Here is a 25,324-nt window from a genome sequence, read left to right as displayed (position 1 = left end):
AGTGATCTCAGATCACCGTTATGACGCGACAGAATAATCGGTATAACCTTTTTCTGCGCCGCCGAACAAGGTATCAGGATCATGCTCAGCCAGCGCGATGCCTTGTTGTAAACGGGCAGGCAGATCGGGATTCGATACAAAGGGACGACCGAAACCAATCATATCAGCCCATCCTTCTTCCAGCGCCTGGACAGCGCGGTCACGGGTATATTTGCCGGCATAAATCAAAATACCGTCAAACGCTTCGCGGATCGCTTGTTTAAACCTTACCGCCATTTCCGGCGCATCATCCCAGTCTGCTTCAGCGATATGTACATAGCCGGCCTCTAACTCATTCAGGGCCCGCACCGCTTCAACGTACGTCTGTTCAGGGTTTTCATCTACCGCACCGTTCAACGTCGTCAGCGGAGCCAGACGGATCCCCACTGCACTGCTGTCGAACACAGTGCTGACAGCAGACACGACTTCTTTCAGGAACCGCAGACGGTTCTCCAGGCTGCCGCCGTATTCATCAGTACGGTTGTTGGCTTGTGAATCAAGAAACTGGTTGATGAGATAGCCATTGGCTCCATGCAGCTCGATGCCATCAAATCCGGCCTCTTTGGCACATTGCGCCGCGTGCCGGTACTCTTCAACGACCGCTTTGATTTCTTCTTTACTGAGTGCTCTGGGTACAGAAGACTGCACAAAACCCGGTGAGTTATTTTCGTCGATAAATACCTTCACGCCCTCAGCCTGAAGCGCTGAAGAAGAAACCGGCTGCCTGCCACCCGTATTACTTTCGTGGGATACGCGGCCAACGTGCCACAGTTGCGCAAACATCACACCTCCCGCCTTGTGAACGGCATTTGTGACCTTCTTCCAGCCTTCGACTTGCGCTCCGGTGTAAATGCCCGGGGTCCGGGCATAACCCTTGCCCAATTCACTGATTTGCGTACCTTCACTGATAATCAAACCGGCACCGGCACGCTGGGCATAATAATTAGCCATTAAATCGTTGGCGACATCACCGGGCTGCGTTGACCTTGAGCGGGTCATCGGGGGCATGACGATACGGTTTTTCAGCGTTTTGCCGGCAAGAGAAATACTGTTAAATAATAGACTCATAAAGTCTCCTTCCATTTTCAATGGATGAAGCATATCGCAGCTTATTTAAAGCATTAACAGCAATAAATTAAAAACACTTTTGTTATTTTTGCAATTATAGGGTAAGACGCGGCGCGATATAATCCAGGAAGGCAGAGATACGGGAAGACACGGCACTGTTACGGTAATATACCGCCTGTACCAGTTCCCGCCGGTTCGGACTCAGGACATGGTCTGTCAGCACAGGCACCAACCGGCCGGCCTCAATATCTTCATACGTCATAAAGTGTGACAGCATCGCCAGCCCCTGCCCTGCAATGCAAAGTTGCCGCACAGTTTCACCGCTTGAGGCACTGATAGCAAATGTAAGCTGCTGAGGACTTTTAAGTGGCCAGTTATTTAAATGCGGCGCGTCACTGAAACCAATTAAACGATGCTGCGAGAGACTTGTAATATCGCCGCTGACCGGATGTTTAGCCAGGTATTCCGGACTTGCAACTACATGTAACCGGCTTCGCCCTAACTTTTTGGCATGGAGATTGGAGTCACTTAAATCGCCGATACGAATGGCGATATCGGTTTTATGCTCCAGTAAGTCAATGATGCTGTCGTGACTGGTCAGCTCCAGAGATATATCCGGATAGGTGCGGCAGAACCCGTCTATTAACGGTGTCAGCTGATGAAATACAAACGGGCTGGCTGCATCAACCCGCAGCTTGCCTGATGGTGTCCGCCCGAGCAGTCGCAATGCCTCCTCGCCTTTTTCCAGCATGTTCAGACCGTCTCTGGCGTAACGCAAGAAAAGCTCACCTTCTTCCGTCAGCTCTACCCGTCTGGTTGTGCGGTTAAACAGGGTAACGTTGAGGGTCTTTTCCAGCCGCGTTACCGAGCGTGATACCCTGGCAACCTGCTGATCCAGCAGCGCTGCGGCGGCAGAGAAACCACCGGTATCCACCACCGTTACAAAGGCTTCTAAATCTTCTGTTTTGGCATTAACCGGCATTGCTCAACCTTTTCATTTTCCACAAAGATAGCGGGTTACTAATTCCATTTTATACAAATAACCAGAAAGAAACCTGACGTATTCGACGCTATCAACTTTGCAGGCAACAAAAAACGCGCAACCGTCAGACAGTCGCGCGTTTTAGTGTTATTGATGAACTGCTACCGTTCAGCCCGGCAGCGACTCATGTGGTAAGTAACAAACAGAGCCTTACAGAATAAAGCGGCTCAGATCTTCGTTATCCACCAGCGTTTCTAAGTGTGAGTCCACATAGGCGGCGTCGATAGTAAAAGTTTCACCGGACTTCTCGGATGCATCGAAAGAAATATCTTCCATCAAACGCTCCAGCACCGTGTGCAGACGACGGGCACCAATGTTCTCAAGGCGCTCATTTACCTGCCAGGCCGCTTCAGCAATTCGCTGAATGCCAGACTCTTCAAACTTAATTGTCACGCCTTCTGTAGCCATAAGCGCGCGATACTGCTCTGTCAGTGCTGCATTCGGTTCAGTCAGAATACGTTTAAAGTCTTCCACTTTCAGTGCTGACAGTTCAACACGGATTGGCAGACGGCCCTGCAACTCAGGGATCAGGTCAGAGGGCTTACTCATCTGGAAAGCACCGGATGCGATAAACAACATGTGGTCAGTTTTCACCATACCGTGCTTAGTCGATACAGTAGAGCCTTCCACCAGTGGCAGCAGATCCCGTTGCACACCTTCACGGGACACATCTGCAGAGTTGTTGCCTTCACGCTTACAAATCTTATCGATTTCATCAATGAACACAATACCGTGCTGTTCAACCGCATGAATCGCTTTTTCTTTCAGATCTTCCTGATTTACCAGACGGGCAGCTTCCTCTTCAGTAAGCATTTTCAGCGCATCTTTGATTTTCAGTTTTTTCTTTTTCTTCTGCGAGTCAGAATTCAGGTTCTGGAACATCGACTGCAGTTGATTAGTCATGTCTTCCATGCCGGGAGGCGCCATGATTTCAACACCCATTTGCGGCAGTGCGACATCGATTTCAATTTCTTTGTCGTCCAGTTGACCTTCACGGAGCTTTTTACGGAATGCCTGACGGGTGCCACGGTCTTCAACCTGCTCCTTTTTACCCCACACGTCTTCCGGTGGTGGCAATAGAGCATCCAGCACACGCTCTTCCGCCGCTTCCTCAGCACGGAATTTGACCTTCGTCATTTCCTGCTCTTTAGTCAGCTTTACCGCGATATCTGTCAGATCGCGGATGATCGTCTCAACTTCTTTACCAACATAGCCCACTTCAGTGAACTTCGTGGCTTCAACCTTAATGAAAGGTGCATTTGCCAGCTTCGCCAGGCGGCGGGCAATTTCAGTTTTACCCACACCGGTTGGACCAATCATCAGAATATTCTTAGGCGTCACTTCAACACGAAGCTCTTCCGGCAATTGCATCCGGCGCCAGCGGTTACGCAGGGCGATAGATACGGCGCGTTTTGCGTCCTGCTGACCAATGATGTGGCGATCTAACTCGTGAACAATTTCTCTGGGTGTCATTTCAGACATAATAAACCTTCTCTTACTAACGCTGATGGTGCTCAGCTACCGGCTGCATGACCGTCATACGGCCTGCAGTCGATCAATAATCCAGTACTTCAACCGTCTGGTGATGGTTGGTATATACGCAGATATCCCCTGCGATGGTTAAACTCTTTTCTGCTATTTCACGGGCTGACAATTCAGTATTTGCCAGCAGCGCCGTTGCAGCCGCCTGCGCATAAGCGCCGCCGGAACCAATAGCGATTAAATCGTTTTCAGGCTGCACTACATCACCGTTACCGGTAATGATGAAAGATGCCGTCTCATCAGCCACCGCCAGAAGCGCTTCGAGCTTACGTAGCGCCCTGTCAGTACGCCAATCTTTGGCCAGTTCCACCGCAGCGCGGGTAAGGTGCCCCTGATGGATCTCGAGTTTAGATTCAAAACGCTCGAACAGCGTAAATGCATCAGCAGTACCACCGGCAAAACCGGCGAGCACTTTATTATGGTACAGGCGACGCACTTTCTTGGCGTTGCCTTTCATTACGGTATTGCCCAGAGAAACCTGTCCGTCTCCGGCAATGACGACCTGATTGTCGCGTCTTACAGATACAATAGTAGTCACTACACTTCCCCATATTCCGGGTGTCGCTGGCTGTCGCGCAGCAAATTAATTTCAATGAAGAGATAAGTGGGGGAAGAGATAATTTTTTCAAGGGACAATCCACCAGCATCAATAAAGTCCGGTGTCAGGCCCGCAGACGGAGCAGGAAGAAGCCATTACAAACCGTCAGCAGCAAGGAAGCTGCTGCCAAGCCCACATGGATGTGTTTACGGCGTGTTTGTAATGGCTTCTTCTGAATCCGGCTAAAAGGGCCAGGTTTTCAGCCTTAAAGATTCCAGTACAGGATCATGCAGGTGGTGATGTTTACTTTTCTCAGGCTGTGTCTTGCTCTTTCTGCATCACGTTTGGTTTGTAACGGCCCCATGATGACACGGAACCATTCACCGTTAGAGCCGGTAGTGGCACGGACCTGTGCTTCAAGACCCTGAAAGGCGATTTTGGCTTTCATTTCTTCAGCCTGCGAGCGGGTGCGGAATGAACCACACTGGAGTAAATACAGTTTGTCGGATTTTTGTTGCTCCGCTACTTCCACTTCGACTTCGTAGCCGGGTAACGATTTAATGTATTCCCATTCTTCCTTGGGCAGCTCAGGCAATTCCTCTTCTTCGACAATTTGCGGTAGTGGTTCCATCGGCGAGTCAGCCGTTTCATCAACATTGTCTTTAATAGAGAACAGGAAATAAATAAGACCCAGAATAGCGATCACCACAACCATCAGACGTGCCCAAATCTTAGTCCGGTTCGTCTCCGGCGAAGGCGGCTTGCGTTTATTGTTGTTCTTTTTATTTTGTGGCGCACGACCACGAGCTACATAATCACGTTGTGCCATATCCGGCGTAATATCCCGTCAAATATTGTTTGAAAAAAGCATCACCTGCTGGCTGATTATCACGTGATTAAATCAGCGCTTTCCGGTGAAACCGCACAGCAGTGTATCGTGAATTATCCGAAAATGCTGCCGCTATATGCGTTAAGAAGCGAATACTAACTGAAGTCAGAGGGATCAACATCCAGTGACCAGCGAACACGGCTTGCCACTGGCATCGCTGATAATACCGGTAAGGCTTTTCTGAGTAACCCGTTGATATCATTACGCCGCGCTGACTGCAGGACCAGCATGAAACGGTAACGCCCCTGACGCTTCTCAATCAGGCAGGGAAGCGGCCCGTTTAATCTCACCGACGGCCTTTGCAACAGCGACCCCGCCTGTTCAAGAAAATCCCACGCCTGTTCAGCATTAGTGGCTTCAGCACGGATCACCGCCTGAGACTGAAAGGGCGGCATCCATGATAACTTTCTTTCTTCCAGCGCCTGGCGGGCAAAATGCGCGTAACCGTTGTGCACTAAATCCTGCAGCAACGGGTGTCCCGGATTATGCGTTTGTAGCCACATTTCCCCCGGCTTCGATGCCCTGCCTGCACGCCCCGCCAGTTGAGTAACCAGTTGCGCCAGCTTTTCACTGGCGCGGAAATCAGCACTGAATAAGGCGCCGTCGCAGTCCAGTACAACAACCAGAGTCACATGGGGAAAATGATGCCCTTTTGACAAAATCTGCGTACCGATCAGCAATTGATACTTCTGCGCGTTAATGTCATCCAGAGAACGTTGCAATTTGTCTTTGCCCCGCACCGAGTCGCTGTCGATACGGATTTGTTTCACGACGGGGAACAACTTCGCCAGACCATCTTCAATCTGCTCCGTTCCCACTCCGGCAGTAATCAGTTTATTTTCACCGCAATGTTCGCACTGGCGGGGTACCGGTCTGGCGCCGCCGCAATGATGACACTGCAAACGTTGCTGTGTGCGGTGAACCGTGTAGGGCCGTTCGCACCGGCGGCAATCATAAGAATGACCACAATGATGGCAAAGCAGCGCCGGTGCGTAACCCCGCCGGTTAACGAATACCAGTACCTGATTTCCCATCGATAAATGCTGGCGCATGATGCTCAGCATGCCATCGGCAATACCAAACTGCATACGCTGGTCCCGTACATCCAGTACCTGCTGATGGGTGTTCGAAGCGCCGCCGGCCCGCCGGGTCAGTTGCAGGTGACCATACCGCTTCGTCAGGGCGTTGTTCAGTGTTTCCAGTGAAGGCGTCGCGGTGCCCAGAATAAGAGGAATGTGCTCAGTACTGGCGCGCATGACTGCGAGATCTCTGGCATGATATCGCAGCCCGTCCTGCTGCTTAAATGAATCATCATGTTCTTCATCCACAATGATCATGCCCGGGAATTTCATTGGCGTAAAAATCGCAGAGCGGGTACCAATAATGATGCCCAGTTCACCTTCCCGCGCACGCTGCCAGACTGAAAGGCGATCTTTGTCATTCAATTGGGAATGTAATACGCCGATATCGATACCAAAGCGGTTGGCAAAACGGGTAACCGTCTGCGGAGTAAGGCCAATCTCCGGTACCAGAATCAATACCTGCTTCCCGGCAGAAAGAATATCTTCAATGGCCTGCAGGTAGACTTCGGTTTTCCCGCTTCCGGTGATCCCTTCCAGCAAAAAAGGCGCAAACTTACCGGCCTGTTGCGACAATGCGCTTATGGCAACCGCCTGCTCTTTATCAGGCAACGGCTTCTTGCCAACTTGAAAATAATCGAGCCACATTTTCGGTCGCAGGGGCGGCGGTTTACTTTCGCTGTACACAAAGCCTTTCTCTTCCAGTGCGCTGATGATGGAGGAAGGAAAGGTGTTTTTGAGATCGCCTTCGCGTACGGGTTCATCCGCCAGTGCCTCAAGACAAGCGTACTGGCGCTTCGCCCGCTTCAGGGACGCCAGATTTTCATCAATGTTATCGCCGGCATGCCACCAGATTTCTTCCACCGGATTCGCCGGTTCGCCCTTGCGCAGCAGGACCGGTAAGACGGTGTGAATAACCTCACCCACCGGATGAAGATAATACTGGGATAACCAGTGACACAGTTTCAGCATCACACTGTCGAGCACCGGTCTGTCATCAATGACTTGGTGAACCGGTTTGATTTTTCCGCTGTTTTCCGGCGTTTCCGCCTCTCCCAGAACAACGCCGGTTAATGTGCGGGGGCCGAAAGGCACACTGACCCTGCAGCCTGCTTCCGGTAGCGTGTCACAGGAGTAGGTAAAAGCTTGTCGTAACGGTACAGGAACCGCAACCTCAACAAAACGCATAATCTGCCTATATTTTCCGCACTTTTTTACTTATCGTTCTTGATCAAAACGGCGTCATACATTAATATGCGCCGCTCTTTACGGCAAGGCCAGTTGTGCCTTGTATTGAATATAGTTGCGTATGGTGTTCAGCTTCGGGCTGGATTGCGATACGGCCTTATATAATGAGGTAACCCATGAAACAAGGTATCCACCCTACTTACGAAGAAATTACTGCATCTTGCTCTTGCGGTAATGTTATCAAAGTACGTTCTACTGCAGGTAAAGAACTGAACCTGGACGTATGCTCAAACTGCCACCCGTTCTACACTGGTAAGCAGCGTAACGTTGATACTGGTGGTCGTGTTGACCGCTTCAAGAAGCGTTTTGGTGCACTGGGCAAAAAATAAGTCCGGCATTGAATTACGAAAAAAGCGCCTTTACGGCGCTTTTTTTTGTGCCTTAAATCCGTTATCTAAAATACTTAACCGGTGCTTGTCCCGTTACGCTTTGCTCAACAGCCCGCCCAGCCATATAAAATAAATCATAAATTAAAGTTTATTTATAAATTTCATCAATAGCCGGCATTGATAATTCCGTTTTGTGAAGCCGCCCTTTGCCAACTAAAGTAAGCATAAGATATGCTCCTGATCAGATATGTACTGTGAAAGGCGTTGTGTTACATTTGTCGCAAGCTGCGCTTTATAACGAAAACAACAGATTAGCGCAGTAACGACAAGTAGTAGTTGTGCAAAGACCAAACCCTGAGAAGGACACACAAAAGAATGTCAGATTTCAGACAACGCGCCCTGGATTACCACGAATACCCTACTCCGGGCAAAATAAAGGTAGAACTGTCGACTCCGGCTGACAGCGTAGATGATTTAGCACTGGCCTACAGCCCCGGCGTAGCCGAGCCGGTACGTGAAATTGCCGAAGATCCGGATGCAGCGTACCGCTATACTGCTAAAGGTAATATGGTTGCAGTTATCAGTAATGGTTCGGCCATTCTCGGATTAGGCAATTTAGGTCCGCTGGCATCAAAACCAGTGATGGAAGGTAAAGCGTTACTGTTTAAGCGTTTTGCCGGGCTGGATGCCATCGATATTGAAGTTAAACACCGGACTACTGAAGAATTCATCAACACGGTTGCCAATATCGCTGATACATTCGGCGGTATTAACCTTGAAGATATCAAGGCGCCGGAATGTTTCGAAATCGAGCAGGAGCTGATTAAACGCTGCAAGATTCCGGTATTCCATGACGATCAACACGGTACCGCCATTGTAACAGCGGCCGGTATGCTCAACGCGCTGGAAATTCAGGGCAAGAACATCGAAGACGCCAAAATTGTTTGTATGGGAGCCGGTGCTGCCGCCGTTGCCTGTATGGAGCTGCTGATCAAGTGCGGCGCCCAGCGTGAGCGCATTTATATGCTCGATCGTAAAGGGGTGATTCATACCCGCCGCGACGATCTCACGGAACACAAAATGCTGTTCGCCAACAACACGGACAAACGTACCCTTGACGATGTTATGGATGGTGCGGACATTTTTGTTGGTGTTTCCGGTCCTGACGTTCTGCCTCCTGAAACCTTAAAACTGATGGCACCAAACCCGGTGGTATTTGCCTGCTCAAACCCTGATCCGGAAATTAAACCGGAACTGGCCCATGAGGTACGTAGTGATTTGATCATGGCCACAGGCCGTTCAGATTACCCCAACCAGGTGAACAATGTACTGTGCTTCCCGTTCATTTTCCGTGGTGCACTGGATGTGCGTGCTTCAACCATTAATGACGAAATGAAAGTCGCAGCGGTTGAAGCTTTACGTTCAGTATCGAAAGAGCCTGTGCCTGAAGAAGTGCTGAAAGCCAGTAAATCAGCATCGCTGACGTTTGGGAAAGATTACATCATCCCTAAACCTATGGATCCCCGTTTGCTTCACCGTATTGCCAGTGCCGTTGCACAGGCAGCGATTGACTCAGGCGTTGCCGGTGTTGAATCCTTACCGGCAAAATACACGGGTAACAAAGACTGATTGAAGCAGACTGACTTCATTTGTTACGGGCCGGTTATACTACCGGCCCGTTTTCGTTTATCTTCCCGCTTCCCCTAATCTGACGGACAAAGATTTCATGTGGTCAAAAGCACTTATCGGGCTCATCATCGGACGGATAGCTACCACGCTTATCGGCTCAACCATGGCAGTCAGCATTGGCTGGCATTTATACGAAGCCACCGGCGAGGCGTTTGACCTGGCGCTGGTAGGCATTTTCCAGATAGTGCCGGTGATCAGTTTATTCCTTGTGGCAGGCTGGGCTGCAGACAACTTTTCCCGCAAAAGCATTTTATTAATTTCTGCCGGATTGCAGTTACTGGTGGTGCTGGCCGTTGCCCTGCTGATGAATCAGCCGGAACTGAATAAATGGGCGCTGTTTTGCTCGTTATCGGTATTAGGCGCAGGGCGGGCCTTCTTCGCACCGGCCATTCAGTCTGTGTTACCGAATATCGTCAGCTCCGATCATCTGGGGCGTGCGGTGGCTGCCATAAGCTCTATCTGGAATATTGCCTTAACCGTGGGGCCTTTCCTCGCCGGCGTGTTACTGGCTGCGCTCGACCGTCAGCTCTACTGGGTGCTCATCATTTTCGGCCTGTTTACGCTGGGTGGCTTTTCTTTATTGCCCGCTCTGAATATTCATTCAGAGCGCAAACTGGCACTTAAAGATATATTCAGCGGCGTGGAATACCTGATGCACAACAACGTTGTCCGCGGAGCGCTGTTTACTGATCTTGTGGTCATACTATGTGGCAGTGTCATGGCCATATTACCTGTGTTTGTGAAAGACGTCTTACATGAAGGTCCGGAAACACTGGGTTTATTGCGGGCCATGCCGGCTGTTGGTGCGACGCTTATCGGTCTGACAATGGTACGACGTAAACGGGCCATTGAACGCAACGGCCCGCTGCTGTTCTGGTCACTGATCATTTTCAGTTTTTCCATAATCGGCTTTGCCTTTTCACAGAACCTTTATGTGGCTTGCTTCGCTTTACTGGTCTATGGCGGTTCAGACATGGTAAGTGTGGTGATCAGAAGCTCAGTAGTACAAATTATGACACCGGACGCTTTACGTGGCCGGGTGAGTGCAGTGAACTCCCTGTTCATCGCGTCTTCCAACGAACTCGGAGACTTCAGAAGTGGCTCGGTAACGGCAGCTGTTGGTCCGGTAGCCTGTGCGGTTGCGGGCGGAGTAATGAGCCTGGGTATTGTGCTCCTGTTCCGTTCCACTTTCAGGCCCCTGTTCGAATTACAAAAAATCGAGCCGCCCTCAGCCAGACAAGACTAAGCTTGCCCCTGATACAAAAAAGCCAGAGTGATTTGCTCTGGCTTTACTTTATTCTTCTTCGTTGTCGGCGGTGGGGTCGATCCCCATCTCTTCCATCATTTTCCTTGCAACGGCAGGAACACGGTTAGGGTTATCTTTGCGCAAATCGTCGTCGTCAGGCAGCGGCTGCCCGGTGAAAGCATGAAGGAATGCTTCGCACAGTAACTCTGAATTCGTCGCGTGACGCAGGTTATTAATTTGTCTGCGGGTTCGCTCGTCTGTGAGCACCTTAAGCACATTAATCGGAATAGAAACAGTGACTTTCTTTACTTGCTCACTCTTTTTTCCATGCTCTGCGTAAGGGTGTATATACTTACCATTCCATTCTGCCATGTGAAATCTCGGACTGCCTGTTATTTTACTTTATAAGCGGAAATTCTAAACAATGTAGCGAAAAGGTCAATTAAGCCGTGTAAACCTCTTGACGTCCAGACATATATTAATTAGTTTAGACGTCTAAACGTCCAAAGAATTGAGTGAGTCAACAAAATGGTTTCCTATGCACAAGGTATCGACGCCTTAAACCAGTCATTGTCCGAATTGCGTGACATTGATGTCTCTTTTGAATTTTTTCCACCTAACTCGGAAAAGATGGAACAAACGCTGTGGAAATCTGTTGAACGCCTGGCGCCTCTAAAGCCTTCTTATATGTCGGTGACCTACGGTGCAAACAGTGGTGAGCGTGACCGCACCCATGATGTTGTTAAACGCATTCAACAACAAACCGGTGTACAGGCAGCCCCTCACCTGACCTGTGTGGACGCAAGCCGTGATGAACTCAAACAAATTGCTCAGGAATACTGGGATTCGGGTATTCGCCGCATTGTTGCTCTGCGGGGCGATTTACCGAAGGGCGTTGATAAAACCGAAATGTATGCCTCTGATCTGGTGGCACTGCTGAAAGACGTAGCAGACTTTGATATTTCCGTTGCTGCCTATCCGGAAAAACATCCGGAAGCGCCGAATGCCCAGTTCGACTTGCTAAACCTGAAACGTAAAGCGGAAGCCGGGGCTTCTGAAGCAATTACTCAGTTCTTCTTTGACACCAGTGTTTACCTGCGTTTCCGTGACCGTGCTGCTGCAGCCGGTATCGATTTGGATATCGTTCCCGGGATCCTGCCGGTTACGAATTATCAGACACTGATCAAGTTTGCCGGTTTCACCAATGTTCACGTACCCGGCTGGCTGCACAAAATGTACGAAGGGCTGGATGACGATGATCAGGCAACACGTAATCTGATTGGCGCAAACATCGCCATGGAGCAAGTAAAAGTGCTGGCGAAAGAAGGGGTGAAGCACTTCCATTTCTACACCCTGAACCGCTGCGAACTCAGCTACGCCATCTGCCACATGCTGGGCGTTCGCGCCGGCTAACGAGAGGCGGATGTATTACGGTATCTCCGCTGGATGCGGAGATATCTGACTATTCTCGTCAATTCGCCACTGCGCCAGACATTACAATCTGCTGAGAAACCAACAAAACATTCCCCCCATGACTCCGAATGGTTACACTGTACAAGCATGAAACTATCCGTGCAGTTTGAAAGGAGTCTGTTTTGACAGATAATCGCTGGGTAAAGCTGTGGAATGACAAACGTCCCGCACTCAATGCCTTCTTCCATATTTTCCTGCGCCGCTGTAAAGCGGACAACATTACTATCTCGGCCGGACATCTGGCATACGTGACACTGCTGTCACTGGTGCCGTTCATCATGGTGACATTTACTGTTATGTCAGCCTTTCCGGCTTTTGCATCAGTACGCAGTAAACTGGAACAATTCGTTTTCTCTAATTTTGTCCCAACTGCCGGCGATGTCGTCCAGCAGTACATGACCGATTTTGTTTCCAATGCCTCGGAAATGGGGGCTGTGGGTATTTTGTCGTTACTGGTCGTCGCCCTGCTGCTGATTTCAAATGTGGATAAAACCCTGAACCGTATCTGGCGTACGCAAAGCGACCGGCCGGTTATTTATACTTTTGCCATCTACTGGATGGTGATTACTCTGGGACCCATGCTCATGGGCTCCAGCGTGGCAATCAGCTCATATCTGGTTGGCGTGGCGGAGTTTGCTGAAGAGTACACGCCCGGCGTGGGTACCTTTATGCTCACTCTGATCCCGAGTTTCGCTGCACTGCTGGCTTTCGTGATTCTTTACCTGCTGGTGCCCAACCGCCGTGTGCGCTATTCCCACGCTCTCATTGGTGCGGTCGTCGCGACTATCTGCTTTGAGTTCACGAAAAAAGGGTTTGCTCTTTATATTACTAACTTTACTTCATACCAGGTGATATACGGTGCGCTGGCCGTGCTGCCAATACTGTTTTTGTGGGTTTATGTATCGTGGATGGTGGTGCTGATTGGTGCTGAATTTACCTGCAGTCTGGAAGATGCCTTCGGTGACATCCGGGCCAGTGAGGAGCCGCGGAAGGTCCCGCTGGAATAGGCATAAAAAAAAGCTGGCAGCAATCTGCCAGCTTTTCAGTTTTGAGTCGTTCAGTTTTTCATGGTGCGGATAAACGCATCTGACTCTGCAACCGACGCTTTCATCTCGTTGATTAAACGGGACACGTCCTGCTGAATAGTTTTCAGCTCGCCTTCCAGCGCGCCCACTGCACTGGCGTTCAGGTTATGCTTCAGATAAAGCACATTATCCTGAAGCGCCGTCAAAACCGGTTCCATGCGGCTCTCAGCCTTCCTCATGGCCTTAATCATGGTCTCATACTGGCGACGGGTCGCACGGAGCTTTTCTGCACTGGAGCGACGCAGTTTGTCGCTGTCGTATTTCTCCAACTCGTCTTCCCACTCAGAAAACAGGGCTTCTGCAACGCTTTCTACCTTGTCGATACGGGCGGTAACGTCAGCGGCGGCAGCCTGGCTGTCCTGAAATTCGCCGTTAAGTTCATCGTAAACGTCTTCCAGTTCACCGCCGTTGAAATTAATCAGCGCGCTGAACTCTTCCAGTGCATCCGCAAACTGCTCCTGCGCCTCTTCCTGAGACTCTTTCGCGTTTTCAACACGGTCAACCAGAATGTCCCGCTTCTCTACGCCAAGCTTCTCCCAGGCGCCGTAATAAGCAGACTGACATCCGGACAGCGCAACGCAAGCTGCGACTGCAAGTAAACCGGTCTTAACATTACCCATCATAACTGTACCTCAGGCCCCCTGTAGCGGGCGGCATCAATAATGGCCCACAGGTGGAAAATCGCCCCCACCGGCCACAGAAAAAAGAAAATGACTGTTGCGGCAAGCCCGTAACAGGCGAAGCAAATCACGAAGAACACGAATGCTCTTAAGATCCGCCCCTGGACCAGATGACCTAATCCGGGAATAAAAAAGTTACAGATTGCTGCGATGACGTTACCGCCTGACCCCTGACCTGCCATATAAACTTCCTCGTATATTACGTAAATATGTGTTTTAGTAGCTAAACTAAACCAAAAAAACCAGACATACAACGCACTGAAATAAAATGAAACGACTTTACCCTGACATTGGATGTTACAGCAGTGGGTATTTTGACACGGGTGACGGTCACTCACTGTATTACGAAGAAAGTGGCAATCCGGATGGATTTCCCGTTCTGTATTTACATGGCGGTCCTGGCGCAGGTTTATCTCCGGGTTACAGGCGCTTTTTCGATGGCAACCGTTTCCGCATCATTGCATTTGAACAGCGTGGATGTGGCCGTTCGAAGCCTTTCGGTTCTCTGGAAAACAACACTACACAACATATTCTGGGCGACATAAAAGGCTTAAGACAGTTATTAGGTGTAGAGCAATGGATCCTGTTTGGTGGTTCGTGGGGTTCAACACTGGCTTTACTTGCGGCTATAGATGCACCGGATACCGTTTCCGGACTCATTCTGCGGGGCGTTTTTCTGGCCAGGCAAGAAGACCGGGACTGGTTTATCTCTCATCAGGGAGCAGCGGCGACCCTCTTTCCCGAACACTACGAACTCTTTATAGATGGTATTGAGGGCGAGCTGAATACCGCCTCTGTGTGTGCCCACTACCGCAAGCTGTTTGACTCCTCTGACGATCTTCAGCGACTCAGTGCGCTGAAACGCTGGTACATCTGGGAAGAACGCCTTTCAAGGCTGTCACTGCCCGCAGGAACCGGTGAGCTCACCGGCCATTATCCGGTAGGCCTGATGACCAGCCTGGCTAAACTTGAATGCCATTACCTGGCCAACCACTGTTTTATCCCTGAAGATTTTATTCTGCAGAATACAGCGGCCATCAGCCACATTCCGGGCACTATCGTTCACGGCCGCTACGATGTAATATGCAGCACAAAAGGGGCATACACGTTACATAAAGCGTGGACAAACAGTGAATTGCAGATAGTTCAGGAAGCCGGACACAGCACATCCGAGCCGGGCATAGCACTGGCTCTTTGCAGGGCCACCCGTGATATGTCCCGCTATCTCAGGGAGAAAAAGCGTTGATTGGATTAGTCCAACGGGTATCTGAAGCCAGTGTAAAAGTAAACGGCGATATCACCGGAGCCATCGGTCACGGCATACTGTTGCTCCTCGGAGTAGAAAAAGAAGATGGCGAAGAACAAATTGAAAAACTCGCCCGGAAAGTAGCGAATTACCGGATATTCAGTGATGACGACGGTAAGATGAACCTGAATATTCAGCAGGCCGGCGGCGCGGTACTGGTCGTTTCACAATTTACGCTGGTGGCTGATACGCAAAAAGGAAATCGTCCGGGGTTTTCAAAAGGCGCCAGTCCTTCTCATGGCGAAGCCATTTATAACCGCTTCACAGAGCACCTCAGCTCGCTGGGCATTCCGGTCCGGACCGGACGTTTCGGTGCAGATATGAAGGTTTCACTGATTAACGACGGGCCGGTTACATTCCATTTCACCGTGTAATTTTCTGCAAACGTTTCACATTTCAATTATTTATTCTCTTAATCCCGGCCGGATAGCCTGATATCGGTGAATTGCCTTGTTAAGCAGGGTCACCTTAGGGTTAAATGGGCGACGGATGCATTTTTAAAAAGGCTCATACATTGTTTAGAGTAGCCACACCGAAAACAGAAGAAGAACTAGAAAAATACTTCACGTTTCGATGGACTTATCTGCGCCAGCCATGGAATTTTCCTCCCGGTTCAGAAAAAGATGAGTATGAACAGGTTGCGGAGCACCGCGTCATCGTAAACGGCAAGGGAGATATTGTTGCTGCCGGTCGCGTTCATCTGAATACGGCAGAAGAAGCTCAGATTCGTCACATTGCTGTTAACTCTGATTATCAGCGCAGAGGCCTCGGCCAGATGATTCTGGGGGCGCTGGAAGGCGTCGCCCGTGAGATGGGCGCAATACGGGCTGTAACTAACAGCCGTGAAACCTCCATCGATTTTTTCAGCTCCTGCGGCTTCGTTATCGAACGGGAAGCCCCGAATGAACTGGGTATGCTGAAACGCCAGCAAATGGTGAAGAAACTTACTGATCCCGGGATCGTTATGCTGCATCCGAAGTGGTGTAAAGAGCTTCAGGACACCTGGACCGAAACAATCCCGATTACCGAACACATGGGCATCAAGCTGCATCAGTATACCGGCCGTACACTGGAGACACGGGCCTCACTGAATAAAAATATCAATATTCACGGTACTATGTTCGCCGGCAGTATTTTTTCTCTGGCCACTCTCACCGGCTGGGGGATGATTTTCCTGCAACTGAAAGAACGCCAGCTGATGGGCGATATTGTGCTGGGTGACGGTGATATTCACTATCATAAGCCGATTACAATGAAACCCCGTGCCACCTGTCATGTGGAGAGCTTAAGCGGCAAATTTGCTCCCTTGGAAAAGCGCAAGAAATGCAGCTTCACATTACAGGTCGATATTATGGATGACGACAACGCCGTGGCTGAATTCCGTGGTGTTTTCTGGGTACTTCCTCCTAAGAAAGAGCAGGACGAAGAAGAGTAATTAATTGTGCGGCGGCAGGTTACGTTATGACAGTCATCATCCCCCCACAGCAAGTTATTCCCGCCGCCTCACTTACCGCCGGGCACATGACTTTTGTGCCCGTACCTGCTCATTTAAAGGTCTGGATTCACTCGGTGTGGCAGTCTGAACATGCTACCCACACTGCGCTGTCCACAGAACGGTGCTATCCGGATGGCGGCCATAGCCTGACATTCTCAGTCGACGATGTTTATTACGACGCCACCGTCTTATTCGGAACGAAAGCCGGCAATTTATCAAAATTCAATCGTCCCTCTGCTGTCAGTTTCCGGTTTCATCCCGGCGCTTTCTCAGAATGTTTCGGTATAAAAGCAGAGTCGGTACCACAAAATACAGACATTCCGCTGTCTGCACTGTTTCAGGAGCCGCTGCCCCCGCCAGAGGCGTTATGTGGACAGCCATTGCCTCAGGTTTACGCTGTACTTACAGACTGGCTTACTTTGCAAATTCACCGGCACAGCAACAACACGCAGCAGCGTCTTAAACTGACAGAATCACTGGTAACATCTTCTTACCAGGCCGGTACCCAAAATCTTGAAAAGTTGTTTGGCTGTTCCACACGGACATTACAGCGTAAGTGCAAACAGGCACTCGGCCTGGCACCTAAAGAAATGCTGATGTTTGGTAAAATTTATCTGGCGCGGAACAGTCTGATATACAGTAATGCGCCGCTCAGTGATATCGCCCTGTCGAGCGGCTACTTTGACCAGGCACATTTCACCAATCACTTCCGTGAGTTTGTGGGCGAAACACCCGCCAGGTATCGTCAGAGAAAACAAAAAAATAACCCGTAAGCCCATATTTGTTGCTTATCCACATCCATGTCGTGTTTTTACAATAATGACGGTTAACCATTGCCTACACTGCTTACCAGTTACTTTACAGGAGAGCAGATATGCAAACTCGTATTACACAGGACACCGTATATGCCTGTGCCCCGCGCATTGTTAAATGCCTGACCGCATTAAGCCGCCCGGCCACAGACATCGCGATTACACAGTCTTTAACCGATCTCGTCAGATTACGTGTCTCACAGCTCAACGGCTGTGCTTTTTGCCTGCACATGCATGCAGCAGAGCTCAGGCAACACGGCGAGTCACAGGAACGTCTGGATATGTTGCAGGCATGGCGGGAAGTGCCATACTTTACTGACCAGGAGAAAGCGGCACTCAGATGGGCTGAAACGTTAACCCGTCTGGAAAGCGGTGTAAGCGATGACGATTATCATCACGTATCGTCATTTTTTGATGAGCAGTCAGTCATTGACCTCACCACGGTTATTTTAGAAATTAACAGCTGGAACCGTCTGTCGATAGGATTCAACTTTACTCCGGAATTAACAGAAAAGAGGTAAACTGTGTTTTCAATTGCCCCGTCAAGTTGTTACTTGCTCAATATTCTGGCCGGTTTCGCCTTTCTCAGTGGCAGCTCCCTGTTTCTGCCACAATTTGCAGATTATGCCGTTACCGGTGTTTATCTGTTCATGTTGGGATCGGCACTATGGATATACACATCCACAGTAGATTTCCTCAAGCATAAAAAAAGCGCCTGAAGGCGCTTTTTTCAATTTTGTATCGCGTATTAGTTAATGCTTACGCTGCCATTGCTGCCTGAAGTTTCTTCATGGCATTTTTTTCAATCTGGCGTACACGCTCAGCAGAAACCTGATATTTATCGGCAAGATCCTGAAGTGTGATCTTATTATCTACCAACCAGCGAGTTTCAATAATGTCCTGACTACGCTCATCTAACGTTTTGATAGCAGAATAAAGACGTTTGGAAGCATTACTATCCCAGTCATTATTGATAACGTCCATCTCAACATCTGCGCTTTTATCTTCAAGGAACTGCACAGGCGCAAAGTTGCCGCTCTCGTCGTCATCAGCACTCAGATCAAATGCCTGATCCTGACTACTCATACGTGCTTCCATTTGCAGCACTTCTTTCGTGCTTACACCCAGTTCATCAGCAACAGTTTGCACTTCTTCGTGAGTAAACCAGCCCAGACGTTTTTTCGCCTTGCGCAGGTTGAAGAACAACTTACGTTGCGCCTTCGTGGTAGCCACTTTAACGATACGCCAGTTCTTCAGTACGAATTCATGAATTTCAGCTTTAATCCAGTGAACAGCAAAAGACACCAGTCTCACACCTACGCCCGGATCGAATCGCTTAACTGCCTTCATCAGGCCAATGTTACCTTCCTGAATTAAATCAGCCTGCGGCAAACCATATCCTGAATAGGATTTAGCAATATGTACAACAAAGCGTAAATGCGACATGACCAGCTTTCTTGCCGCTTCCAGATCGCCCTCGTCACGCAAGCGTGTCGCCAGACTTCTTTCTTCATCAGCAGAGAGCATGTTGATGCTGCTCACAGCCTGAATGTAGCCTTCGATGCTACCGCTGTGGGGCACCGATAATGCCATTGTTTGCATGTTATTGCTCATATTCACCTCAATTTGCTAAGCACTGTATTGTACCAAAACGGGCAGTGCCTTTCGAGTCCCTGATTGTCGCAGATAATTCCAAGTTAGGAATATAGTGACAAATTACTAAATATCAAGACCTGATTTGCATCAAATAAGTTCCGTACAGACGATGAAACCACCACTCAGCACGACAGACTAAACGATAGATATTGCTAAACGTTCTGTCATGTAATTAATCTCTCAAATCAGTCCACTCACCGCGTTTAGCACGGGAATTAGACGAAATACCAATTTTTCCTGATCCTTCAAACGTATACGCTAAATCCATGGGGTAGTAATTGACAGCTGTAAATGTTCGCTTGTGTATACGACAGACACACATAATGAGATTCATGCCGGTCAAAACTAACAAAATAATAATAACGGAAACAGATCATACAGGAGGTATGTATGTTCTCTTTTGTCGCCAGGCAGCCAATTTTTGACACAACACTGAATGTTTTCGCTTATGAGATCCTCTTTCGCGATGGTAAAAGTAACGGATTTCCAGATATCGATCCAGATGAAGCCACATCGAAAATAATCAGCTCAACTCACCTGGGAATAGGCCTTGATGAAATAACAGGTGGAAAGACAGCTTTCATTAATTTTCATCGCGATACATTAATTCACCTCTTTCCCACATCGCTGGATCCTTCAATGGTGATGATTGAGATCCTGGAAACCGTCGAAGTTGATGAGACTCTCATTGCTGCATGCCGGCACCTTCGGGAGATAGGGTTTGAACTGGCACTTGATGATTTTGACGCTGACGAAAAATGGCGACCACTATTGCCTTACGTTCAGGTTATAAAATTTGATATCCGTTCAATGAAAGAGGAAAGGATCCTTTCTTTGCTACCGGAAATACGACAGCATGAAATTAAGCTGCTCGCCGAGAAAGTTGAAACTTACGCCGAATTCGAGCGTTTCAGAGAGTTGGGCTTTCACTATTTTCAGGGTTACTTTCTGGCGCGGCCGGAGCTCGTCCGCCACAAACAAATTATCCCTGCTCAAATGAATATGCTTGCGCTTATCAGCGCATGTAATCAATCCCCGCTGGATTTCGACCGCATCAATAACATTATCAACAAAGATGCATCGCTGACATTTCTGTTACTTCGCTTTATAAACAATCCTTTTTACAATAAACGGATAAAGGTGAAAGATTTGCGCCACGCACTGAATTACCTTGGTGAAAATGAAGTGAAAAAGTTCGTATCACTTATTGCACTGGCAAACCTGAACAATGACAGTCCGCGGGAACTGTTACAACTATCCCTCGTCAGAGCAAAGTTCTGCAGTTTGCTGGTTACAGGTATGAACGAGCTGAACGATTCTCCCGCCAGTTTTCTCGCCGGCTTGCTGTCGTTGCTGGATGCCATGATGCTGCTACCCATGAGCGAATTGCTGGAGAAAGTACCGGTGAGTGAAGAAGTGAAGCACGCTTTACAAGGTAATCCGGGTATGCTCAGTGATTGTCTTTTGCTGGCAAAACATATTGAGTCCGCCCGCTGGTCCACAATAAAAGCCTTCTCAAAGAAATATGGTATTAGCCAGACCACCCTTCATGGTATGTATAACTCGTCATTAAAGTGGGCCGGCGCGATGGAAAATAGTATTAATTAATAATTCCGCCCATTGTATAAGTGAAAAGAATTACGTGAGCATAGATAATCTGCGGCCCATAAGATAAAGTTGATATCATCTTGCTCATGTCGTGTTATGAGCAGTCAACTTATAAAGTTGTCGTTACCATTGTTGAAGGGATTGTCAGGTCGTATGTTCGCATTTATTGCACGCCAGCCTATTTTAGACCGTGAAAAGGATGTTTTCGCGTATGAGCTTTTGTTCCGTGACGGCAAAAGTGGGGCATACCCGGAATTAGAGCCGGACAAAGCAAAATATATTGCCCAACATTTCCATCCGTTGGGGCTGGACGATATTTCCGGTGAAAAGAAATCGTTTATTCACTTTAATCCGGACACCCTGATTTCCCGCTTTCCTACCTCCTTAAATCCCGAGTCTGTTGTCGTGCAGCTGAATGAACCCATGGCACCGACACCGGGATTACTGGAAGCCTGCACGCATATTAAACATCTCGGATTCAGTCTGGCCATTGATGACCCCATGATGCTGAGCGGGAAACAGGACATTTTTCCGTTGATTGATGTGGTTAAAGTTGATGTCACCAAAACAAACTACGATCTGATTGAAAAGAATATTCCCCGTTATCTTGATGCCAATATCAAACTGGTGGCGGAACAGGTAAACACCCACGAAGATTTCGACAGTTGCCGCTCTCTCGGGTTTGATTTCTTCCAGGGCTATTTCTTCGCCCTGCCGGAAGCAAGACTCCATCGTCACTTGCCGGCTTCGAAAATGAACCTGGTTGATTTGATGGGAGAAAGTGCCCGCAACGACTTTAACATCAGCCGAATCAACCAGATCATTGAGCGTGACGCTGCTCTCAGCTTCCTGCTACTCAAATTTATTAATAACCCGGCAATCAATAAACGTTACAAAATTACCTCACTAAAACATGCCCTGACTTACATGGGCGAAGTAGAAATTAAGAAGTTCATCGCTTTATTATCGCTGGCCAATTTAAGTGACAATAAACCGCTGGAGCTGATCCATATGTCGCTGGTGCGGGCGAAATTCTTCGATTTGCTTTCTCAGCAGCGTGGCATTAACACGAATCCGCCAATCGGCTTCCTGATAGGTCTGTTTTCGCTGCTGGATGCTCTGCTTGATCAGGATATGCCTGACGTCCTTAAACAACTTCCGCTGACCGACGAAGTGAACGATGCGTTGTTGGGTAAATCCAGCGAATTCAACAGCTATGTGGCGCTGGCAAGAGCATTCGAGGGCGCCCTGTGGATGAACATTATTAAGCAGTCCAAAGTGCTGGATATCGACCAGAAGCAACTTCACGTACTTTACAATCAGGCTATTCAGTGGGGAAACGGCGTCCGGTCCACCATTTCGGCATATTTTCCTAAACCGGTCATACGCTGAGAGGCTATGCACGGACAACTGGTTACCGGATACACAGAGAAAGTAACCGGCTCAGTCATTTAAAAACAGGTGACGAAGTGGTTATTGCGGTTCGATTTCTCTGACATGCCGCTGTACTGACATCAATGAACCGAGAAGACCCAACAAAATCGACAAACCCAGCATCGTCAGTAAGGCAGTACCGGACAGACCGGTAATATTGAATTCTTTCTGATAGAGCGTCGCAAATGCCTGAATACTGCTGTCCATCCACCATAAGATAATGATGACGGCGAACCAGGCAATCAAACCACCCAACAATCCGTACCAGAAACCGGTATATAAAAACGGCCGGTGAATAAATGCGTCAGTCGCGCCCACCAGCTTCATCACCAGAATTTCTTCCCGCTTGCTAAGGATGTTCAGCCTGATGGTGTTACCGATGATCAGTACCACAGAAACAAACAACAACACGCCAATGAGCGACACCAGCTCTCTGGCAATATCCAGCAGCGCATACAACCGCTCAAGCCATTCTATATCCAGCTTACCGATGTCGACTTCACGCTGATCTTTGAGCTTTTCAAGCAGTAATCTGGCGGCTGTAGGCGAAGCATGTTTCTCGTCCGGCGTCACCAGCACCACATCAGGTAAAGGATTGGACTCCAGATAGGCGATAGCATCACCCAGTCCGGATAAATGCTGAAATTCCTTCAGTGCATCATCTGCGGGGATAAACGTAACGCTGTCAATCTCCGTCCAGGTGTTCAGCCTGGCAACCAGTTGCTGCGCGCTGGCCGGTGGTGTGTCTTCTTTTAAAAACAAGGAGATTTCCGAGGCCTGATCCCAGCCTGCACTGATTTTTTCAGTATTTTTAACCAGAATATAGAGTGTGCCCGGCAAGGTTATGCTCAGACCAAGCACCGCAATAGTCATTAACGATGCGGCCGGCTGACGCCACAATTCCCCGAGGCTGCCTAATGCCTGACGGACATGACTGATAAAGAACGCGCTGATAACCTGAACGATGCCAATACGAGTATCACTGGCTCCCTGAGAGCGGCCTTTGAATAAAATACTCATGCCCAATTTCCTCCCTGTTCCTCAGACAATCCGTCGGTGATCATCTGCCCGTTTCTCAATGTGAGTGTACGGTACTTCATCCGGGCTATAAGCCCGAGATCGTGGGTCGCGACAAACACAGAAACGCCGGCCTGGTTGAAGTCTTCAAACAGACGAATGATTTCCATAGACAACTTAGGATCGAGGTTACCGGTGGGTTCGTCGGCCAACAGCAGAGGCGGCTTATTAACCACCGCACGGGCAATGCCGACACGCTGAGCTTCACCACCTGACAACATCATCGGTAAACTGCGGGCTTTATCCCGTAATCCCACCATTTCCAGCGCAGCTTCAACACGCTTAGAGGTTTCTTTGCGGGTATAGCCTTCAATAATAAGTGGCAGCGCCACATTATCGAAAACAGATTTTGAGTCCAGCAAATGCGGGCTCTGGAATATCATGCCGATATCCCGGCGGATAAATGCTATCTGCCGGCGTTTGATTTCGTTCAGATCGTGACCGTTAATCAATACTTTGCCCACACTGGGGCGTTCCATAATACTGATTAATTTGAGCAGCGTGCTTTTCCCCGCGCCGGAGTGGCCAGTAAGGAAAGCCATCTCGCCCGGTTCAATGTGAAAGCTCACTTTTGACAGTGCGCGCTGACCACCGGGGTAGGTTTTACTTACCTGCTCAAATTTGATCATCTGCTAATCCTGCAACGACGAAAGGATACTGAATTCTCTACGTTAATCGTTTTCGCTCTCACTGAAAAGTGCGTCGATGAATTCATCGCCGTTAAATGTGCGCAGGTCGTCAATTCCCTCACCCACACCAATGTAACGGATTGGAATACCGAACTGGTCGGCGATAGAGAAAATTACGCCGCCTTTAGCAGTACCATCAAGCTTAGTGAGCGTTAAACCTGTCAGACCAACGGCTTCGTTAAACAGCTTCGCCTGACTTACCGCATTTTGGCCTGTTCCTGCATCTAGTGTGAGCATGACTTCATGAGGTGCGTCCGGGTTGAGTTTCTTCATTACCCGAACCACTTTTTTCAGTTCTTCCATCAGGTTATTTTTATTCTGCAGGCGGCCGGCGGTATCCGCGATAAGAATATCTGTACCACGGGATTTTGCGGCTTCCAGAGCGTCGTACAATACAGATGCACTGTCTGAGCCTGTGGGCTGGGCGATAACAGGAATCTTGTTACGCTCACCCCAAACCTGGAGCTGTTCAACGGCGGCAGCACGGAAGGTATCACCTGCAGCCAGCATGACTTTCTTACCCTGTTGCTGGAACTGTTTTGCCAGCTTACCGATGGTGGTGGTTTTACCTACACCATTCACTCCCACCATCAGAATAACGTACGGTCCGCTACCCGCATTATGCTGTTTCATATCCTCAGCCAGCGGGCGCTCAACAGATTTAAGCATCTCACGCATCTGGCCTTTAAGGATATCCACCAGCGCCTCAGCGTCCTTGAGTTGCGAACGTTTGGCACTGTCTGTGAGTTTGTTGATGATTTTCTGTGTGGTGTCCATGCCCATATCAGCCATCAGCAACTGGGTTTCCAGTTCTTCATACAAATCATCGTCGATGGCTTTGCCGCGGAACAAACTGATAAAGCCACTGCCAAGGTTTGTTCTAGTGCGCGATAAGCTGGCTTTCAGGCGGCTGAAAAGAGACTTTTTCTCTTCTTTGGCTTCGGGTTTTGATTCAACAACCGGTTCCGGCTCAGATTCTCCTTCCGGTTCAGGTTCAGGCTGCACTGCAGCAGGGCTTTCTGGCTGAGCCTGAACGATATCCTGCGGTTCAGCCGGTGTATCCACTTTCGCTTCAACTACGGGCTCTATAAGTACAGCTTCTTCAGGTTTAGTTTCTCCGGCAGGGGCATCCGCTTCAACATTGCTTTGCGCAGGCTCAGGCACCTCTGTTGCTGGCGTCTCAACCGCGGTGCTTTCCTGCGGCTTTACTTCACTTTGTTCTTTTTCAGGTTGCTTGTTCTTTCTGAACCAGCCAAAAAGTTTCGACATTGTTTGGTCAAATCCTTAGTAAATCGGCAAA

26 protein-coding genes are annotated in these 25,324 nt (G+C 49.0%); 13 read left to right on the top strand and 13 right to left on the bottom strand.

The window, feature by feature from the left end; translation table 11 throughout:
- Positions 1 to 18: 18 nt before the first annotated feature.
- From J3369_RS03455 to priA, 6 genes are all read right to left on the bottom strand, one after another.
- Positions 19 to 1,107 carry an alkene reductase gene (locus J3369_RS03455; protein WP_349583819.1) on the bottom strand — a complete coding sequence of 363 codons (1,089 nt, stop codon included), beginning with the start codon at positions 1,105 to 1,107 and terminating at the stop codon, positions 19 to 21.
- Positions 1,108 to 1,201: 94 nt separating this feature from the next.
- Positions 1,202 to 2,089: a LysR family transcriptional regulator gene (locus tag J3369_RS03450; RefSeq protein WP_303573887.1), complete on the bottom strand. Its 888-nt coding sequence runs from the start codon at positions 2,087 to 2,089 to the stop codon at positions 1,202 to 1,204.
- A gap of 210 nt (positions 2,090 to 2,299) precedes the next feature.
- Positions 2,300 to 3,631: an ATP-dependent protease ATPase subunit HslU gene (gene hslU / locus J3369_RS03445; protein ID WP_119499946.1), complete on the bottom strand. Its 1,332-nt coding sequence runs from the start codon at positions 3,629 to 3,631 to the stop codon at positions 2,300 to 2,302.
- A 73-nt stretch (positions 3,632 to 3,704) separates the two neighbouring features.
- A complete protein-coding gene (hslV, locus tag J3369_RS03440) occupies positions 3,705 to 4,229 on the bottom strand; it encodes an ATP-dependent protease subunit HslV (RefSeq protein WP_119499945.1) in 525 nt (174 codons plus the stop codon).
- A 265-nt stretch (positions 4,230 to 4,494) separates the two neighbouring features.
- A complete protein-coding gene (locus tag J3369_RS03435) occupies positions 4,495 to 5,058 on the bottom strand; it encodes an SPOR domain-containing protein (RefSeq protein WP_349583815.1) in 564 nt (187 codons plus the stop codon).
- Positions 5,059 to 5,213: 155 nt separating this feature from the next.
- On the bottom strand, positions 5,214 to 7,385 hold the full coding sequence (gene priA / locus J3369_RS03430) for a primosomal protein N' (protein ID WP_349583813.1): 2,172 nt from the start codon (positions 7,383 to 7,385) through the stop codon (positions 5,214 to 5,216).
- Positions 7,386 to 7,561: 176 nt separating this feature from the next.
- On the opposite strand from priA, the gene rpmE reads away from it, so the two are divergent.
- From rpmE to J3369_RS03415, 3 genes are all read left to right on the top strand, one after another.
- Positions 7,562 to 7,774, top strand: a complete 213-nt coding sequence (rpmE, locus tag J3369_RS03425; protein WP_303573891.1) for a 50S ribosomal protein L31 — start codon at positions 7,562 to 7,564, stop codon at positions 7,772 to 7,774.
- 375 nt (positions 7,775 to 8,149) lie between these two features.
- The gene (locus J3369_RS03420; RefSeq protein ID WP_349583810.1) at positions 8,150 to 9,403 is read left to right on the top strand and encodes a malic enzyme-like NAD(P)-binding protein; all 1,254 of its coding nucleotides are present in this window, start codon (positions 8,150 to 8,152) and stop codon (positions 9,401 to 9,403) included.
- 97 nt (positions 9,404 to 9,500) lie between these two features.
- A complete protein-coding gene (locus J3369_RS03415; protein ID WP_349583807.1) occupies positions 9,501 to 10,709 on the top strand; it encodes an MFS transporter in 1,209 nt (402 codons plus the stop codon).
- A gap of 48 nt (positions 10,710 to 10,757) precedes the next feature.
- Here the strand turns inward: J3369_RS03415 and metJ are convergent, their stop codons facing one another.
- The gene (metJ, locus tag J3369_RS03410) at positions 10,758 to 11,081 is read right to left on the bottom strand and encodes a met regulon transcriptional regulator MetJ (RefSeq protein WP_119499938.1); all 324 of its coding nucleotides are present in this window, start codon (positions 11,079 to 11,081) and stop codon (positions 10,758 to 10,760) included.
- A gap of 156 nt (positions 11,082 to 11,237) precedes the next feature.
- Between metJ and metF the strand changes: the two genes are divergently transcribed.
- Positions 11,238 to 12,122, top strand: a complete 885-nt coding sequence (metF, locus tag J3369_RS03405; protein WP_119499937.1) for a methylenetetrahydrofolate reductase — start codon at positions 11,238 to 11,240, stop codon at positions 12,120 to 12,122.
- Positions 12,123 to 12,304: 182 nt separating this feature from the next.
- Entirely contained in the window at positions 12,305 to 13,189 is an 885-nt protein-coding gene (locus J3369_RS03400; protein ID WP_119499936.1) for a virulence factor BrkB family protein, read from the top strand.
- Between the two features lie 50 nt (positions 13,190 to 13,239).
- On the opposite strand, the gene J3369_RS03395 is transcribed toward J3369_RS03400, so the two are convergent.
- Together J3369_RS03395 and J3369_RS03390 are read right to left on the bottom strand one after the other, a co-directional pair.
- Positions 13,240 to 13,890 (bottom strand): DUF2959 domain-containing protein, encoded by a 651-nt coding sequence (locus J3369_RS03395; RefSeq protein WP_303573895.1) that lies wholly within the window; start codon positions 13,888 to 13,890, stop codon positions 13,240 to 13,242.
- Positions 13,887 to 14,129, bottom strand: a complete 243-nt coding sequence (locus J3369_RS03390; RefSeq protein WP_119499934.1) for a DUF6677 family protein — start codon at positions 14,127 to 14,129, stop codon at positions 13,887 to 13,889. The genes J3369_RS03395 and J3369_RS03390 overlap by 4 nt, the downstream gene beginning before the upstream one ends.
- 86 nt (positions 14,130 to 14,215) lie before the next feature.
- On the opposite strand from J3369_RS03390, the gene pip reads away from it, so the two are divergent.
- The 6 genes from pip to J3369_RS03360 all read left to right on the top strand — a co-directional run bounded on the left by pip (position 14,216) and on the right by J3369_RS03360 (position 18,279).
- Complete coding sequence (gene pip, locus J3369_RS03385; protein ID WP_119499933.1) at positions 14,216 to 15,193, top strand: prolyl aminopeptidase; 978 nt, start codon at positions 14,216 to 14,218, stop codon at positions 15,191 to 15,193.
- Positions 15,190 to 15,627 (top strand): D-aminoacyl-tRNA deacylase, encoded by a 438-nt coding sequence (dtd, locus tag J3369_RS03380; protein WP_349583802.1) that lies wholly within the window; start codon positions 15,190 to 15,192, stop codon positions 15,625 to 15,627. Before pip ends, dtd begins: the two co-directional genes overlap by 4 nt.
- A gap of 140 nt (positions 15,628 to 15,767) precedes the next feature.
- Positions 15,768 to 16,688 carry a bifunctional GNAT family N-acetyltransferase/hotdog fold thioesterase gene (locus J3369_RS03375; protein ID WP_303573898.1) on the top strand — a complete coding sequence of 307 codons (921 nt, stop codon included), beginning with the start codon at positions 15,768 to 15,770 and terminating at the stop codon, positions 16,686 to 16,688.
- Positions 16,689 to 16,714: 26 nt separating this feature from the next.
- Entirely contained in the window at positions 16,715 to 17,521 is an 807-nt protein-coding gene (locus J3369_RS03370; protein ID WP_349583799.1) for a helix-turn-helix domain-containing protein, read from the top strand.
- A 101-nt stretch (positions 17,522 to 17,622) separates the two neighbouring features.
- A complete protein-coding gene (locus tag J3369_RS03365; protein ID WP_349583797.1) occupies positions 17,623 to 18,081 on the top strand; it encodes a carboxymuconolactone decarboxylase family protein in 459 nt (152 codons plus the stop codon).
- Positions 18,082 to 18,084: 3 nt separating this feature from the next.
- Positions 18,085 to 18,279, top strand: a complete 195-nt coding sequence (locus J3369_RS03360) for a YrhK family protein (protein WP_349583794.1) — start codon at positions 18,085 to 18,087, stop codon at positions 18,277 to 18,279.
- A 40-nt stretch (positions 18,280 to 18,319) separates the two neighbouring features.
- Here the strand turns inward: J3369_RS03360 and rpoH are convergent, their stop codons facing one another.
- Positions 18,320 to 19,174, bottom strand: a complete 855-nt coding sequence (rpoH, locus tag J3369_RS03355; protein WP_303573902.1) for an RNA polymerase sigma factor RpoH — start codon at positions 19,172 to 19,174, stop codon at positions 18,320 to 18,322.
- A 432-nt stretch (positions 19,175 to 19,606) separates the two neighbouring features.
- On the opposite strand from rpoH, the gene J3369_RS03350 reads away from it, so the two are divergent.
- Complete coding sequence (locus J3369_RS03350) at positions 19,607 to 20,824, top strand: EAL and HDOD domain-containing protein (protein WP_349583791.1); 1,218 nt, start codon at positions 19,607 to 19,609, stop codon at positions 20,822 to 20,824.
- A gap of 153 nt (positions 20,825 to 20,977) precedes the next feature.
- Positions 20,978 to 22,216, top strand: coding sequence for an EAL and HDOD domain-containing protein (locus tag J3369_RS03345; protein ID WP_349584546.1), 1,239 nt, complete (start codon positions 20,978 to 20,980; stop codon positions 22,214 to 22,216).
- 81 nt (positions 22,217 to 22,297) lie between these two features.
- Here the strand turns inward: J3369_RS03345 and ftsX are convergent, their stop codons facing one another.
- The 3 genes from ftsX to ftsY are packed head-to-tail and all read right to left on the bottom strand — an operon-like array spanning position 22,298 to position 25,293.
- Entirely contained in the window at positions 22,298 to 23,278 is a 981-nt protein-coding gene (ftsX, locus tag J3369_RS03340) for a permease-like cell division protein FtsX (RefSeq protein WP_303573904.1), read from the bottom strand.
- Positions 23,275 to 23,964 carry a cell division ATP-binding protein FtsE gene (gene ftsE, locus J3369_RS03335; RefSeq protein ID WP_119499924.1) on the bottom strand — a complete coding sequence of 230 codons (690 nt, stop codon included), beginning with the start codon at positions 23,962 to 23,964 and terminating at the stop codon, positions 23,275 to 23,277. The genes ftsX and ftsE overlap by 4 nt, the downstream gene beginning before the upstream one ends.
- Positions 23,965 to 24,006: 42 nt before the next feature.
- A complete protein-coding gene (gene ftsY, locus J3369_RS03330) occupies positions 24,007 to 25,293 on the bottom strand; it encodes a signal recognition particle-docking protein FtsY (RefSeq protein ID WP_349583786.1) in 1,287 nt (428 codons plus the stop codon).
- Positions 25,294 to 25,324 lie beyond the last annotated feature (31 nt).

This window comes from Alteromonas sp. NFXS44 (assembly GCF_040148705.1).
In the GTDB taxonomy this organism is placed as follows: Bacteria; Pseudomonadota; Gammaproteobacteria; order Enterobacterales; family Alteromonadaceae; genus Alteromonas.
The sequence above is the reverse complement of the archived record's forward strand: the minus strand, read 5'-3'. Positions and strand labels throughout refer to the sequence as shown.

Bases quoted from the DNA above. Each gene is read 5' to 3' on its own strand.
- J3369_RS03455 (WP_349583819.1), bottom strand. From the start codon at position 1,107: ATGAGTCTATTATTTAACAGTATTTCTCTTGCCGGCAAAACGCTGAAA.
- J3369_RS03450 (WP_303573887.1), bottom strand. From the start codon at position 2,089: ATGCCGGTTAATGCCAAAACAGAAGATTTAGAAGCCTTTGTAACGGTG.
- hslU (WP_119499946.1), bottom strand. From the start codon at position 3,631: ATGTCTGAAATGACACCCAGAGAAATTGTTCACGAGTTAGATCGCCAC.
- J3369_RS03435 (WP_349583815.1), bottom strand. From the start codon at position 5,058: ATGGCACAACGTGATTATGTAGCTCGTGGTCGTGCGCCACAAAATAAA.
- priA (WP_349583813.1), bottom strand. From the start codon at position 7,385: ATGCGTTTTGTTGAGGTTGCGGTTCCTGTACCGTTACGACAAGCTTTT.
- rpmE (WP_303573891.1), top strand. From the start codon at position 7,562: ATGAAACAAGGTATCCACCCTACTTACGAAGAAATTACTGCATCTTGC.
- J3369_RS03420 (WP_349583810.1), top strand. From the start codon at position 8,150: ATGTCAGATTTCAGACAACGCGCCCTGGATTACCACGAATACCCTACT.
- J3369_RS03415 (WP_349583807.1), top strand. From the start codon at position 9,501: ATGTGGTCAAAAGCACTTATCGGGCTCATCATCGGACGGATAGCTACC.
- metJ (WP_119499938.1), bottom strand. From the start codon at position 11,081: ATGGCAGAATGGAATGGTAAGTATATACACCCTTACGCAGAGCATGGA.
- metF (WP_119499937.1), top strand. From the start codon at position 11,238: ATGGTTTCCTATGCACAAGGTATCGACGCCTTAAACCAGTCATTGTCC.
- J3369_RS03395 (WP_303573895.1), bottom strand. From the start codon at position 13,890: ATGATGGGTAATGTTAAGACCGGTTTACTTGCAGTCGCAGCTTGCGTT.
- J3369_RS03390 (WP_119499934.1), bottom strand. From the start codon at position 14,129: ATGGCAGGTCAGGGGTCAGGCGGTAACGTCATCGCAGCAATCTGTAAC.
- pip (WP_119499933.1), top strand. From the start codon at position 14,216: ATGAAACGACTTTACCCTGACATTGGATGTTACAGCAGTGGGTATTTT.
- J3369_RS03370 (WP_349583799.1), top strand. From the start codon at position 16,715: ATGACAGTCATCATCCCCCCACAGCAAGTTATTCCCGCCGCCTCACTT.
- J3369_RS03365 (WP_349583797.1), top strand. From the start codon at position 17,623: ATGCAAACTCGTATTACACAGGACACCGTATATGCCTGTGCCCCGCGC.
- rpoH (WP_303573902.1), bottom strand. From the start codon at position 19,174: ATGAGCAATAACATGCAAACAATGGCATTATCGGTGCCCCACAGCGGT.
- J3369_RS03350 (WP_349583791.1), top strand. From the start codon at position 19,607: ATGTTCTCTTTTGTCGCCAGGCAGCCAATTTTTGACACAACACTGAAT.
- J3369_RS03345 (WP_349584546.1), top strand. From the start codon at position 20,978: ATGTTCGCATTTATTGCACGCCAGCCTATTTTAGACCGTGAAAAGGAT.
- ftsX (WP_303573904.1), bottom strand. From the start codon at position 23,278: ATGAGTATTTTATTCAAAGGCCGCTCTCAGGGAGCCAGTGATACTCGT.
- ftsE (WP_119499924.1), bottom strand. From the start codon at position 23,964: ATGATCAAATTTGAGCAGGTAAGTAAAACCTACCCCGGTGGTCAGCGC.
- ftsY (WP_349583786.1), bottom strand. From the start codon at position 25,293: ATGTCGAAACTTTTTGGCTGGTTCAGAAAGAACAAGCAACCTGAAAAA.